Origin of the sequence: [Clostridium] symbiosum ATCC 14940, assembly GCF_000466485.1 — a bacterium.
Taxonomy (GTDB): Bacteria; Bacillota; Clostridia; order Lachnospirales; family Lachnospiraceae; genus Otoolea; species Otoolea symbiosa.
Window position 1 is genome coordinate 1 of record NZ_KE992872.1, and the last position, 15928, is coordinate 15928.

Annotated in this window: 3 protein-coding genes; all 3 read right to left on the reverse strand. The window is 48.1% G+C overall.

Features of this window, described 5'->3' with window-relative positions:
* Window positions 1–57: 57 nt before the first annotated feature.
* The 3 genes from CLOSYM_RS07765 to CLOSYM_RS07775 all read right to left on the reverse strand — a co-directional run bounded on the left by CLOSYM_RS07765 (window position 58) and on the right by CLOSYM_RS07775 (window position 15898).
* On the reverse strand, window positions 58–957 hold the full coding sequence (locus CLOSYM_RS07765; protein WP_021641683.1) for a cell wall-binding repeat protein: 900 nt from the start codon (window positions 955–957) through the stop codon (window positions 58–60).
* The gene (locus CLOSYM_RS07770) at window positions 954–14558 is read right to left on the reverse strand and encodes a SpaA isopeptide-forming pilin-related protein (RefSeq protein ID WP_021641684.1); all 13605 of its coding nucleotides are present in this window, start codon (window positions 14556–14558) and stop codon (window positions 954–956) included. The genes CLOSYM_RS07765 and CLOSYM_RS07770 overlap by 4 nt, the downstream gene beginning before the upstream one ends.
* Before the next feature lie 923 nt (window positions 14559–15481).
* Window positions 15482–15898: a hypothetical protein gene (locus CLOSYM_RS07775; RefSeq protein ID WP_003499069.1), complete on the reverse strand. Its 417-nt coding sequence runs from the start codon at window positions 15896–15898 to the stop codon at window positions 15482–15484.
* Window positions 15899–15928 lie beyond the last annotated feature (30 nt).

Here is a 15928-nt window from a genome sequence, read left to right on the forward strand (position 1 = left end):
TTCCGGACGCGTCCTCCAAACCTCAGTTAAATCCCCATGTTCCTGTGACCAATAGCCTTATGACTCGTCTGGGACCTCCTCCCCCTCACTGAGCAGTCCGGAGGAATCCAGCCAGCAAAGCCGTCCCTCTTTCATAGCTGTTCTGTCTGCCGCCATATAACCGTCTGCGTCAAAATAATACCAGTTTTCATCCAGATACATCCAGTTATCCTGAGGAAATGTCCCATCCTTCAGCCAGTATCTCCATCCCTCCTCACAAAGCTCCCAGCCGCTTTGGTTCTCATCCCTGTCTGCGTATTCCATACGGTTCTTACCGGCCTTGTCTTCGTCCAGGGACAGCCATTCCGATTCCACCGGAATCCCCTTTTTATCATTGATGGAAAGGGGATAAACCTTATAATGATAAATTCCGCGTTCCCGCATCAGCGGTGAAAAATCATAGGTGGTTCCCTGGGTTTTATGGGGATGGCCTATCCGTTTTGAATTTCTGTAAAGAAGAACCATATAGGCATATGCATTGTCTGCTTTGTCCCATTCTGCCATTGTTTCCCGAAACCGGGCATTCCCGATTTCTCCGGTTACATCGCAGAGTCCTTCCGCTTTGACGGACAGGCTCAGCGTCCCTCTTCCGTTCTTTCTGACTGCCTTGCTGCACGACGCCCTGATGCCGGTCAGCCTGATATCCGACTGGGTCATAACCGCAAATTCATTTCCCTCTAGTGCCGTCAGTTCCACCTCATAAATATCCTCCTCATTTTTTTCAATGCCGCTGACTTCGTAAGCCTCACTGTCTGTCTGAAACTCTGCCTCCGGCCTTCCGCTTTCATCGAAGTCTTCGGCCGTAAGCCTGAGCCTGACCTTTTTTATCTCTGCCGCCATGGCGGGGAAATTCCCCGTCACGGCAAGCAGACAGGCTGCTATTGCAGAAAATATCTTTTTACCTGTCCTTTTTCTCATTCTTTTTTATCCTCCCTGCTTCTTTTGTTTCTCCTTGACCACAGCATAATTGTTCCGCATAAAAGGAGAACTGCCAGAATCAGCTCCCCGGCCCGTCCGCCGCTGTCTCCGGCCGGAGCCAGCGGAGAAAGCCGTTTCCTCTTAAGGAATATATTTCCTGTCCCTTTCAGATTTCTGTCATAATGAACCGTAATTAAACCAGCCTTTTCTGACAGCGGGTAATTCGGAATCTGAATTTCTTTTACTGTGCCCTCGTTTCCTGTTACGGTAAATTGATATTCGTCCGGGGAAGGGCCGTATCCCTGTGGTGCTTTTATTTCCATCGCAATATAGGTTCCCGGCCCGGGCAGTTCGAGCCGCACACGTCCTCCGTCTCCTGTGGATACATTTTTTAAGAAACGGCCGTCCCCGTGATAGATGGCAAATTCGGCTCCGGGCAGGCCTTTCATCGTGACCCCGTCGTATTTATGGAGGATTACAGTCAAATCACTGTCCTTACCGGTTTTATCCGGCGGATTTTCAGGCTTCTTTCTGTCTTTCATCCTGACCGTAATCTTCTCTTCTCCGGCAGAAACCGTAAATTTCACAGGCTCCGCCCTCTCATAGCCATATGGCGCTTCCTCCTCTATAGCCGTGTAAGTCTCTCCCTCCTTCAGGATCCCCGTGACCTCATGCGCAGCGTCATCCCGGCTGAGGAACCGGTATACTTCTCGTCCTCTCCTATCCTCAATCCGTATTAACGCGCCTCCCAGAAAGCCCGTCTCCGTCGTTCCATCCGCCTCCAGGCCAATCTTTTCTATTAAAACACTGGTGGGAACGTCCATCATTACGACCTGATCCATGCTGCCGTCTTCTGACACTGTGAAGGTCACCGGTTCCGCCGTTCTGTACCCGGCAGGCGCGGTAATTTCCCGCAGAATATAGGTTTTACCGGCCTCCAGTTTCCCTTTCAGCACATGGGCGGTTCCATCCGACACCCACTTTTCTATCCGGATGCCGCTTTCATCGGTAATTTCCAGCTCTGCTCCTGACAGCCCTTCTTTTGTCTCTGCGCTGATTTTAGAGACATCCACCCTGGTGGGCCTGTCACTCACTCTGATTAATGTATCGGCGCCGTCTTCAGAAACCGTAAAAAAGAGATCCTCTGCCCTTAAATATCCCTTCGGCGGACTTATTTCAGTCAGGCAGTAGGTCTTTCCCGGTTCCAGTAAAGCCGATGTCTCATGCAGCTGTCCGTCGGATATCCACTCATCAAGGATTGTCCCGCTCTCATTCTTCAATTGAAAATGGGCGCCGGGAAGCTCGTCCACACCATTCACCTCCGTTTTGCCAAAGAGAACACGGACCGGCTGATCTTTCATATCCAGCCCGTCTGCCGAGGCGGATTCATCCAGCAGAAATGTTGTCTTTCCTGTGACAAGCTCTTCTCCGTCCGAATAACAGGTTACCTCTGTCAAATGGAAGGCGTCTCCCTTTTTTAACAGCTCTCTGACAGAGCCATCATTCATTTTATACAGGAATACCGCGCTTACCGCTTTCCGCCCGGTTGTTCCTTCTGTGTTAAATTCGGCTCTGCCGTCTGGTTCCGCCTCCGTAATTTCTTCCACATGGTATCTTGTATTCCATGGGATGCCGGTGAGCACCACGTGTTCACCGCCTCCCAGCGTGAGAACTCCGCCGCTTTTGAATACCCCCTCTCTGTCGCCGGTATAAGGAAAGCTGCCTTTTAACTGCATACCCGTCTCATCACACAACTCCAGCCTGTACTGCCATTCCCGGCCTTCAAGCTGCCCGGCCGCAGTTCCCGACAGACAGCTCACCACAGAAAGGCTTCCTTCCCCCGCAACCGGGTTTTCCTGTAAGAATGCGGCATTGTCTATCTGTGCCCTGCAAACGATTTTCTCTTTTGCCTCCTTTTTCACCGCTGCGGTCAGAATGATTTTTCTTTCTTCTCCTGGAAGAACTCCCTTTAATGTCATCCCGACGGCGCTTTGCTCATCTTCCCTCCACTCCGGTTCAGAATTAGCGGGCATAAACTCAGTCTGGGGATCCAAACATGCCGTAACTTTGATGTCCCTTTTCTCTTTCTTCGTATTTTTGCAGGTAATTTCGTATTTAATAACCGTATCCGGCATGACTGCCGCTCCATATTTTCCGTTATCACCCACGGTTTTGATATTGTTCTTTTCTTCGTATTCAGGGTTGCAGATGATGTGCCGGTACCCGAATCCCTCTCTGTTTTCAACCTCCCATTCCTCAAGCAGCCCTCCGCTTGATGTCTCAGCCTTCAGGACCGTCTTTTCTGCCGTCCTAAGACTTGGCCTGTATTCCCCAGCTGCATCCAGATTCATTCTGAATACCAGACGCCGGGTGATTCTGGAATTCTGATCGGTAAAGAAAGTAATTTCTTTTTCCTCATACAGGGCATCCTGCTCAATGCCGTCGGCTGCCGTCAGGGGCGCAGTCTGATAAGAGGGGACCACTATCGTTTTCTCTGTCCCAATCCGGGTAAGCCAGACCTCTGTCTTCACCGCTTTTCTTCCCTGAATAGATACTTCCTCCACCGCATCCTGAAAAAGCTCGGCCGTCTTAAGGTTTACCGAACGCTCCTGTTCATGGATACTGCTGATTTTCCTGCCGTCGTCCGAGAGAACAAACAGAACAGGCTCCGCCTTCAGATACCCGGCAGGGCTTTTAAGCTCTTTCAGGAAGTAAACGCCTCCGGCCGTCAATTTTCCTCTGACTCTGTGTCTCGTCCCGTCGGAAACCCACTCTTCGCATGGTTCGCCAAACGGAATGTATTTTCCGTCCTCTTCGGCCGCCTGGTAAATAGCCAGCCTCGCTCCTGCAACAAATTCGCCGGTATAAAAATCCGACTTGGATATGCCGATGTCAGTCGGCTCATTTTTCACCTGCCAATTGAAAGCGAGTGTCTCCCCGTCTTCCTTGCCGTCGAAATAGAAGGTTTGTATCGTCGGTGACAGAGCATATTTCTCCGGAGCAGCCAGCTCCCTTATGGTGTATTTATCCGGAATCCATTTTCCGTCTCTTACTTCCCCTGTCCTCAGCCCGGTCAGTTCTGCGCATCCTTTTTCGTCGGTTACAATGGAATAAATCTCTCCCGTATTACAGTTTTTCACTTCAAACTTTGCTCCCGGAAGTTCTTTTCCACTGTCCGATGCCTCTTTCTCTATCCTTATTTTCCCTTTCTTCAGGCGGTTCCTGGCGGTAACGCGCAGGATTCCATTCTCCGTCCTGTCTCCGGGGATTTCTATTCTCTGCGGTTCCATCCGTGCAAAGCCTTCCGGCGCTCTATGCTCTGCTAAATAGTAAATCCCCTCCGTAAGGAAACCAATCCGGCGCGGCTTCATCTCCCCGGCCAGAAACCCATCCGGTATCGTTCCATCGTAGTAATCCTTCATCGTATAGAAGCCCTCTTCCCCCGAAATCCAGGTATCTTCCAGGTATTGGTTTTCCTTTATGAAATTCCCGCTGCTGTCCGAACGATACAGGGCCAGTTCTGCTCCCGCCAGACTTTTTCCGTCTTCAGAAACCTTATCAATATAAAGATAGAGTGGCTTGTTCTTTACGGAGTATAGCTGGATGTCCGCTGTCTCTTCCACGTCAAGGATTCTGTCCTCCGCCTTCTCAAATCCGTCCGGAGCCTTCTGTTCCGCCAACCTGTAGCGGCCGCGCGGTATATAGTCGAACCGGTGGTTTCCCGAAGGGGTGTCATAGCTCACCGCATTGGGAAAATGTCCGGATTCCAGCTTTTTATAGTTAAACTTATAATCATAAACATATCCTCCCGTTCCCTCCGGTGTCATGTTCTTCCCTGCGCATATCAAAATCTGTTTTCCTGTATCTGTCTCCCATATCTGCCGCACTGATTCGTTCTTCTGCGTATTCTCGGAGGATATACGCTTTGCCGATCTCTGTGCCAGCCATCTAACCGTCAGGGCATTCTCATCATTTGAATAGCTACTGATAAAGCCCTCCCTGTCCAGCGGTTCCATGCCCTCCTGGAAAATCAGAGTGTCCTCCTCCAAAATGATCTTAAAACCGTCCGATGTCCGGAACACTCTGTCCGAAGCGGAAGCTCTCACTGCCAGACGCTCCGTCTCCCACGACAGGCTGTCAAATCCGGTTCCATATCGGCTGAACATTTTCTCATAATTATAGGTAAAACCGCTGGGCGACAATTGCCTGCCCGGGTTAAAGAATTTTCTGATTGTATCGGAAATCCCCGTCTTCCTGTATCCTGATGTGTCGACAACCGAAGTATATTCGCGGCAGTCATCGGTTGTCCACTCGTCTGCCAGGTTATTTTCCGCATCGTAAAGGGCAAATTCTGCGGGATTGCTGTTGGCAACCGGAAGTCTGCCGCCGTCCGTCTCTAAGTACTTGTAAATTTCCAATTTCGTATGATCGTTCGGAAGTACAAAGTATTGCAGCCCCTCATTCTCCCGGATCTCAATTCCCATCGACGAAGCGACATAACCGGACGGAGTATCCGTCTCCTCCAGGATATATAAGCCTTTCGGGATGGCCTCCAGATATAGGGGCGCCGCGCCTGTCACCCATTGGGCTGTAAACGTCTGTTCCCGGTTCTGTTCATCGAGTGCCGTCCAGCTTGCAGGCGTTTCTTCCGCCTTTTCCAGACGGTATCCGGAAGACTGATTGCCAATGCCTTCAGGCCCGGTCCGTCTGGCACGGTACAGGGCCAGTCCGGCCCCTGCCACGCAGCCGTATGAAAAACCGGCTTTTCCTTCTGTCCTGAACTGCGTTTCTTCCAGGACCTGATCCTTGTCAATGACCCTGACACGGAAAGACTCCGGGGCATCCAGCTTTTCAAAGTATCCGCTGACAGGCCGGTCGGTCATCTTCACCTTCTGGATTTCAGAACCGTCCTCAACCGCCAGTCCTTTAGGCATTGCCTTTACATAGCCTTTGGGAGCTTTCAATTCCTCCAGAATGTAGAGCCCCGCCGGTACGCGTTTGAGTACATCCACCTGTCCGTCTGTCATATCACTTCGGAACGGATCGTCCGGGGCCGCTTCCCCTGTTGTCCAGGTATTGGGAATAATATAACTCTCTCCCTGGCGGCGGTTCAGCGGCCGGTCGTCCCCCGCCTGTTCCGGTTCTGCGCCGATATCCAGTAAATCCCGGTTTGTTTCAATCCTCCAGGCATTGTCATTGTAGGCTTTCAATTTATCGTCATACCGGTACCGGACATAATCCCCGTCGCGGTCATAGACGGGACTGCCCTTTGAGTACAGCTCTTCCGACTTCTGATAGTAATCGGGCTGTCCGTGACCATTCAACACTGGATTCATCACTTTACGGAACGCGCCGTCCTTATAGGTTCCGATTGTAAACTCGTCTTTTGTATCGGCGTTTATGGTGGCAATACGGCTGGTCGTAATCTTTTCTCTGGCAATGACATTGCCGTATTCATCTTTTGAAATCCTGACCGGCCACACCATAATCCTCCCGTCATCCGCCTCCACATATGCCATCCCTGTGTACGGCGCAGTCCGGCTGTCCCGGTTCTTGTCTGCATCCAGGTGAAACATTTCTGTCCCCGCCGGAACCTTTTCAAAAACGTGATCCTTTTCGTTATATTTTAGTTCCTCATAATTGGGGCAGATAATCTCTAAAAACGGTGTTCCGTTTTTTAATCCATAGATTGGTTCGCCATTTTTAGCCTGTATCTTCCGCGCATTTTTGTCATAACCGTACTGAATGCCTTTTTCCTCCGTCAACACCTCCAGGCCGCCCAGATCATAGTAAAGAATATCCGTATTTTCCCGTTCTACGGTTTTATAGCTCCAGGTGCCCTCTCCCTTGTCATCCTCCTGATCGTTATAGGTGTAATGCTCAAAATCCGTGAGTCCGTCACTGCCCGGCTCTGTCTTATCAAGCACGAATTTAATCTGTGTCCCGGCGAACCCTTTTTGCACATACATATTCATCACATTTCCATACCGATCCCGCTCTACATTCACACCGTCAAACTGGAAATCTTCACTGTCTCCGTTTACTTTCACCTCAATGGCATCATAGAGCGTCATCACCGCACCCGGAAGATATCGGTTCATGTCACCGGCCGTATTCAACTGCTTTTCCAGCCATGCTTTCCCGGTGAAAACGCCATCTTCATATAAAATCTCAATTTTCTCACCGGCGGCCTGTTTTGCCTTCAGCGCATCCAGAAACCCCTTCTTCCAGCCATAACCCAGATACGACCCGGAACTGTTGCAGGCCAATTCCAGGTTCTCCAAACCATACCGGCCCTTCAGCTCCGTAATACTGCCCTCCAGGCGGCCGTTCAATTCATATTTCACCTTATCCTCATCCGGTTTCGCTTTCGTCATTTCCAGGCGGATCGGAGTATTGTTCAGATACAGCCTCGCCACATCTCCGGTATCGAGTGTTCCGGTAACTGCTTCCTCATAAAGCGCCGCTGCCACCCGGTTATCCCGTTCCCCGTCTAAGTAATAATTAACTTCGTCGGAGTAAATTTCAATTGCAGCCGGCTTGCTCCGGACGTAACCGGCCGGCGCTTTAATCTCACAAAGCACATAGCAGCCGGCTCCTAAAGGCTGCGGTGTCTCCAGATATCCTACATTTTGGCTGCCGTTTGCTTTTCCTCTGTCTTTCGTGGTGGTATAAGCCTTAAATTGCCCTGTCTTTTCACCTGACGCATCGGTCATAATAATCATCTCCGATTCCTTACAGACTGGCGTGCCGGCGGGGACGGTCCCATAATATTTTCCGTTATAGGGAACCTGCCAGGGAAGCGAAGGTCTGGCAAAAGGTGTGATATTATTCGCTCCCATCGCCTCCAAAAATTCTTTACTCCCGGAAATTACCGTATCCTGTTCATAGAATTTCACCCGGCCGTTGCTGTTTCCGGCATCTTCACGGTCTGCACTGTAAAGGGCAAATATTGCACTGTCATGCAGAATATTTTCCCCTGTCTCGGAATCCAGTTTTTCTATCCTGAGCCGGGAAGTATAGAACGTATTGCGGTATTTTCCATCTGCGTAACCGGAAAATGCGGCCGCACTGTACTCTTCGGCATCTGCCGGCTCTGTCACTGACCATGGAACCAGCGCAGCAAAATAAAGGCCGTCATATCCGGTTCGTACGCCGGTGATGGTTTTTACTCCATCCTTGAAATAAAAACCGGACGGATTGTTGTCATCATCGGCCGGACCATGCAGAAAGAATACATCATCGGCTGTTCCAGCCTGTTCAGAAAGCGATGCGTAGTGATAATATTTTTCTACTTTCTGATTGCTCCGGTAATCACTGGCTATGTTCTCACATTCGTAAACATCCTTGTATGGATCGAATGCTTCCTGAGTGACTGTAAATCCCTGATAACTGTAATCGCCGCCCGGATAGGCTATTTTTCCCGTCAGCTTATCTGCAGCCAGCCCATATTTATATACTTCAAAATCTCCGTCACGATTGTGTGCCCGTATCACATAGTCTCTCAAATCGCCTGTATGCGCAGCCGACCACTCTTCGTTCATCCTGATTAGGTATTTCTTTTGTAAATTTTCCGGCGTATCCGTACCGGTGTATTGATATATATCACAAAGTTTTTCCGGTGATACCACATTGCCGCCGTCTTCATAGAGAGCCGGAAGAACGATTTCCTTCGGTTTATCTGTCTTATAATGTTTATTGTAAAAGTCTCCCAGTCCGGCGCTGTACGGCTGCTGCTCCACCGCAATATACGCCCCATATGGCAGATATTTCGACACACCATAGAAATATCCGTCCTTCGATGTTTCAAGGCCGTTTCCGGCTGTTTTCCGGAGTGTATCGGCCGCCAGGGTGGTCCGATCTTTGTCGCTTCCCCCATCTGTCTCGCTGTCCCAGGCAATCGAATAGATTTCGTCCAAATCATAAGTAAAAAACGGCTTCAGGTAATTTTCTGCTTTCAAAATGGCCTGCAGCAGCGCCTTATCATAAATTTCCTCCTGATAGGTTTCACCGGCTCCGGCCGCCTGGCTCTCTCCGCCTCCGTTATCCTCCGTTATCTTTTTCACTTCACCATCCAGATACCATGTAATGGCGAACTGGCGGACCGCATCAGAGCGCTTTGCATTCTCCCTGGCCGGTTCAGATGTATTCACCCGGTTCTCCGTCTCTGAATTATTGTGAACTGCCGGGTATGCTTTTTCCCCGCCGGCTGTCCCGAATATTAATTCCCGGATGAAGGCAAATGGCTTATGGGAGGTGCTTGCGTTATCCTTCCTGTCCCATTTATCATGATTGGCAGTCTGGAGAGCATCAAAAAACTTATCATAATTGTAATTTTCCACCTCTCTCGTTTGACCGTCCCCATCCTCCATTGTCCTGGTTGTCGTTTCAAGCAGTCTGGTATAACCCGGGTTCTGATTTTCCCCGATCATTTTGTTCTCCTCATAAGGATACAGGCTTTCATTCACGGTGACGGCTTCTTTCCATACATTGTTATTGATAGAACCCGCGGTCAGGGAATTTTCCTTGTGCGGCACTTTCGTGTAGAATTTTTGCACACCGGCATACGGTTCTTTTACCGGATAAGCTTTTCGGTAATTTGTTATATCTGCCTCGTTTCCATTCCGATCGAGCCACACTATTCCTCCAGCTTCATCCCGGTACAGTCTTTCCAGATTTGATTTTAGATATAGTTTAAAACGGAAATTCGGAAGTTTTGATGCGTTTTCCGCCCTTCCTCCCGGCCCGTCTGTGAAACGGTCCTGATGGCCTGCATCGGCATTGGTATTGTGCGCATAAGTTCCTTCCGGCGTTGTCTGAATATCTTTCACAATTTTAATCTTCTGGCGGATTGCCCGTTCAAATACCTGGGCCGGCTGCTCCCTTGTTCCGCCATCCTGATAAAGCTTTTCTTGTCCGGGATAGGCCAGACTTGTAAGAAGCACGTAGGTGTTATCTCCCACCAGGTTCATATTTTGATAATCCAGGTATGCTTTTGCTCTGGCTTGCTTTACATGCACATAGTAGCTTGCGCTGTTCATCGGACGTCCGGCAACAAAACCGGCTCCTAAAACGGAAACGTCTGCCGCTGATAAAATTACCTCTTTTTCCTTCAGAACAGCCTTGAATTCTATTGTCTGGTCATGACCGGCGTTCGTATGTGCAGTCCCGTAGGAATCGGTATAAGCTGCATTTACCGGAAGGACATACGTTCCATCCGCCATCCGCTCTGCCGGTACCTTTTGCCACTTAACATCTTGTACCTCCTGCAGCTTTGTGCTTGTGACTTCCCGGTACTCAAACGCCCGGATCAATGCTCCGCTGCTGTCCCGCACTAATTCCCCGCTCTGATAATAGACATTTTCTTTTACTGTTTTTGATTGTAGGTTCCCGTCTCGATCCGCAACGGCATCGGTTATCAGAGTGGCGCTTCCAAGGGCCGCAGAACCGCCGGCCCCCTCCCGGTAATCTTCATACGTACCAAACGCTGCGTAATCCGGATTATTGGAATATGCCGCATAAATGTATCTCGGCGGCAGTGAACTGTCACCCGGAATATGGGGCACTGCATGATAAATAATACTGTCCGCCACCGGATCATTTCCTAAAACCATAAAGTTTTCCGGCTTTCCAACGACACCGGCATACACGGTGAATATGTAATCAAAGCCAGACGCCTCAACTGCATCGATTCCTCCATAGCTGTAAAACGGATTGTTGTCGTAATAGTTCAGGATTGAAAGTATGGCATCACCCACGGTAAGGGCGGTTCCATCCGGCCTTTGGCCTGCAATGGCGACCCGCCGCACAGGGGAACCGTAAACCGTATATGCAGCCTGGCTCCCCGGAGTCACTCCAGACAATCCGTACCGATCCTCCTCTCCTTGCCGCACCCCGGTATCAAACTCACCGGTATCGATCGTGGAATAACGATAGCCTCCGCCCGGCAGGGGTCTTCCCGGCGTTGACTTCCCGTTTTTTCTCAGTGCCTTTTCCACTTTCCCTTTCACAAATAAAAGATTTCCGGAAGTAAATGTTTCAACTAGCATCGACTGATTTTCGTCTTCCGTCATTCCCCCATCGGCCTTATTTAGAACGGCCTGTATAAGAGCTTTGTCCAGTGGCCGGACCGTAACCTGCCGGAACCGTTCGGCCACATAATTTATTGGCACCTCTTTCATCATTGGACTTCCATCCGGATTATATTTCAAATATTGGTGATCGTTTTCTGCGCGGATATACCGGGGACTTCCATCCGGATTGGTCAACAGGACTTTTTCATACGTTCCGGTTCCCACCTGTACCTCAATCTGTCTGGTTCCTTCCTCTCTGCGATAGAACTCAGCGCCTTTCGGAAGGCCGGACAGGACAATATCATATTTCTGCTCCTTCGTATCTTTTGAACGGGCCGCAAAGTACAAGTCATTCGGCCTGGCTCCGGTTCCATCATCGGATGTCTGCTCATCGGCAAACAGCTGCTGTGTAACCACTGCATGCCCTTTCGATTCTTCCGGGGCCTTTACCTCTAAATCCTGTCCGAAATTTGTTATATCATTGGCCCGGTTTCCGATTGACAGCTCATATCCTTCGGAACGGGACAGCTCTTTGACATAATAGTCCCCCATCAGAAGGGGCCGGCCGATCCAGCAATTTCCATTATTCGCTTCATTGTCTGTATATTGTCTCCGGTACTGGCCGTCCTCTGAATAATCATCATAAGAGCGCTCCGACCGGTAGAGATTCTTTGGCGCTTTCTCCCTCCACCCGTCGCCGGTGTCAACGACAGCTCCCATTTGATAATCATAGGCCCGACCCGGCGCTTCCGTGATGGCAAGAAAAGAGGCATCTCCGTTTTTATCCGTTGCTGCGATCGCAACCAGGTTGTTTGCCCGGTAAACCACTCCCGTCTTTCCGTCCGGATGGGAAATATCTTCCGCTGCAAACAAACCGTAGACCGCTCCTTCCAGCGTTCCGTCCCCCTGAGCATCCCCATATGCGCTGTAATTAGATGATTCACCGGAAGCCAAATCAATATCCTTTTTGTTAATATGAAATTCCCCTTCTGTCCGGTGATCGTAAATCCTCCAGGCATTTCCTTCCCTATCTGCATTATTGCAGTGACTGTAATTACCATCCGGCCCATAATCCGTGCCGGCTCCACTGCTCTCTGCGGCCAGTGCCTCCTCATAAGCCGGCCAAAACAGATCCCGCCTCATTGTCTCCATTTCCCTGACGTTGGGATTTCTGAATGAAGATGCCGCATGGTACCATTGAAATGCTGCTTCTGAAGGGGTGACTGCTTCTGAAGGGGTGGCTGCCTCCGATGGTGTAGCTGCCTGTGATGGTGTAGCTGCCTGTGATGGTGTAGCTGCCTGTATATCATTTTTCTCATCTTCATCAATAAACTGAAATACGGGGTTAGACGGTGCAAATTTTCTATTGGAAGTTTTTTTCTCCTGCTCTTCTGCTGACTCAATTTCGTTTTCATCTGTTATAGCTTCAGGCGTAAGATACGTCACAATGTCCTGGACAGTCGTTGCAGCTTCCTGAAAAAGCTGCTTCGCCACATTCTTACGAATCGGTTCGACCTCTTTCTTTTCTTCCGTTTTCTCTGTTACAGCAGTTCGATTAGAATAGCCGGCTGCTCCGCTTTCCAGCGTTTCTTTTTTACTGTACCCGCCGGCAAAAAATGCATTTGCACCGGCCTCCGATGAATCGGTTGTAATAATTTCCACCGGGAGATCGTCAGCATGAAGATCGTGCCGGATATAACCATCCCTTGCCTGAAACTCCGTATAGGCGTAACTGTATTTCAAGGATATAAACTTCTCATATGTTTCTTGCATGTCCTGATAGCAGCCTGATTCTTCATATGCTGTGTCGGAATCCGGCTCTGTTGTATTTCCACCGTCCGGAGTGCTGCCCTCGTCTCCGCCTGAACTTGCAATGTTTGTAATTTCCCCCTGGTCTACATCGGACATCAGCCAATGGAAATGTACTCCCTCAAAAGCCCCGGAGGCCTGTTCTTCACAGTCTGACACACAGTCAAGCCATGCCTGGGCTAATTCCCGGTTCACTGTTTTGGCTGCTTCAATTTCCTCTGCGTTTAAAATCCCGCCGCCCCCGTCATCATCCTCCGCAAAAGCCGTTACCTCCTCCTCTTCCTCGATTTCTGGTTCGGGTACCGGAACAAAGGTGGGAGCCGGATGACCATCACAGAATGTCTTGTCATAGTGATAGCCGTGGTTTATTGTCTGTGCTGCATGTCCGTTTGCATCTGTCACCACAGAACCAACATTCCGAAAGCCGGACCAAATGACAGGGTTATCCTTGTGATAGCTGGCGTACGGTTCTCCTCCTTCGTAAATATGTACCGGGCCATCTTTTTCGGTGTCAATTTCTCCTCTATCATCAAACCGCTCAAATAGGACAAATCTCGCATTTTCCAGCGGCTGTCCGGTTTCATAATCATATTTATAAAGCTGTGTGTTATACGTGGATTTAAACTCTTCCTCATGGCGAAAAACCTGGAAAGTGATTCCTCCTCCAGCCGCACTAACAGCCGGTTCGCCAGCAAGGGCAGCGTAAAACACTATTGGTACAGTATCAATTTCCAGCCAAACCATTCGTTGATGTTGCCAAGGTGGAGTGGATGGAGGAGTTCCCCCACCATGTCTTCCCGAACAGGTAATACATTCCCATATTTGTAGACACTCATCAAATAGAGCTTCTTCTGATACATAAGCACCGCCCGTGCTGGCATACTCCGTTCCTTCTACTTCAAATTTAATTAATGCTTTGGGAGGTTGAGGGTTTGGATTTGAAAAGGTAATGCTGTTTGATGTCTTTGTATAGCTCCATCCATCTGTCGGCTCTGGTTTATATGTTGCACCATTGTCATTTGAGAATACAATTGGAACCTTTTGAATAAAATCTGCATCAGCTCCACCCGCATCAAAGTGTATAGTAAAATCAGAACGGTTGATTTGATAGGCGGTTGTAAGAGAGGTGCTGTCGGCAATTATATCAGGAACTTTTTTCCCGCTTTGAGTGGAACCACCACTGCCACCAAGGAGTCCTCCCATCTTCAAATACTCCTCGGTATGAGCAGCAACATATTCCAGCCATGAATACTTATCTCGGACGCTAAAGCTATAAATCAACGCCTTTAAATCTTCCTCTGTTACATACTTTCTTATTTGAATTTTTCCTTGCGCTGGAGCATTAGAATTAATTATGTTAATGATACTATTTGCTTTCTTAACCCCTAATGATGCTTGAAGAGTTAGAATTCCCCAAAATATGTACTCTTGTTCTTTTTTCGACAAAGGTACTTCTGCTTCTGACGGCCTATGCTTCTTGTATACATCTCCATCATCAGCAATTCCCCAAATGGCAAGCCCTCCTTTGTCGATACAATAAAGCTTATGAGTGCCACCAAAATCGCCATGCGCGGTGGTTAATGTTACTGTATCCTTTTCCGCGGCCTGCACCTGTAATGACGACAGGTAGGGAAAAAATGTCATAAGGCACAACATGACTGACAAAAACAATGACGTTGCTCTCTTTCCTCTCTCTTTCCACATACTAACTTTTTTCATCTTTTTTCTTCTCCTAATTACCTCAAACAAAAAATGCCTTCAACCCACGTTCTTTTCAGAGCGCCGGTTGAAGGCATTAAAAATTATTCTATAATAAAAACTTATTCTTGAATCATAACATCAATTGAGTTATAATATACATACAAAAGGAATAACCGCCCACAAAGTGGTTGGCCAGATATTTGAGTAGAAAATCCACCCTAACTCGCCAAAGTTTAGAGGGTGGTTTTTCTATGGTTTAAAGCATTTATCTAGCGAACGTAAAAACGAACGTTAGCAATGCCAAGATGAAAAGTCCAAATGTCATCAAATCCTTGAAGTCAAATTTCATCTGCATCACCTCCATCCTATGTAAGATGAAGGCCAACCACCCTGTAACACGGTTATTCCCTTTAATAATTTATCATATGTCTTGACATTTTTCTACAGCTATTTTACCACATTGACTTTAAAATCTCACACATTTGCTTTTCATCGTTTAGCATCCGATTCCAATGCATACCGATTCTTTTCTGTTTCATAATCCACTGGATATGCTTTCCCGTTAGATAGAAAAGGATCTGTACCGGTCGGGTCGGTTGCAAACCATTGACCATTAATTTTTAATAAACAAGCCTGATGTAAATATGAAGGTGTGTATACTTCACATTCTAAGCCTACGAATTTAGCTAAGTATTGGAACTCTTCAGAGAAATCTCCGCATACACCCTTTCTGCTGATATGATTGTTGGGGTAAACATTGAAACAATTTTTTTGTATTTGTTATTTATCATATTATTTTTTCCTTCTCATTTATAATCAACACGCTTTTTTGTTGACTGAAAGCAAAAAAAACGCTTAAAAGTCCCATTGTATATTAATAAGGCGAATTATGCTAAATGACCTTAAAATTTAATTATTAATTTCTGAAATTCAGAGTCTTGTTAGAAAATTCCCCCATCTTTCATATCCGTCTTCTTCACAAAGTCCAGGTGATATAATTTTTCCCAATGGTTAATATTCAAGGTCCCCTTTGTAAGATAAATTGCTAAAATACAGCAATTTTCATCATTTTCGTTGTTCGCCATATCATACCAGTCCGCAAAAGCTGAACGAAGTTTTTTTCTTATTTCAGTGTTTTGGGGCTCAAGTACCCAACCAAGGTTTTTACCTACTCCGATAGCAGTAAACATCTCCGAGGAGAGAGCAACTGAAACCTCCGCATTTTGCTCTATTTGTAACATTTTGTTTGATTTTCCATATGTAACAACATAAAATGTGCAGTCTTCGTAATATGCATCCACACAACGGACAACCGGACGAGGATTTCCGTCAGCACTCGATTCTCGGGCGATGGTCATTTCCTCCTTCGTACATTTCCGAAGGAGCAT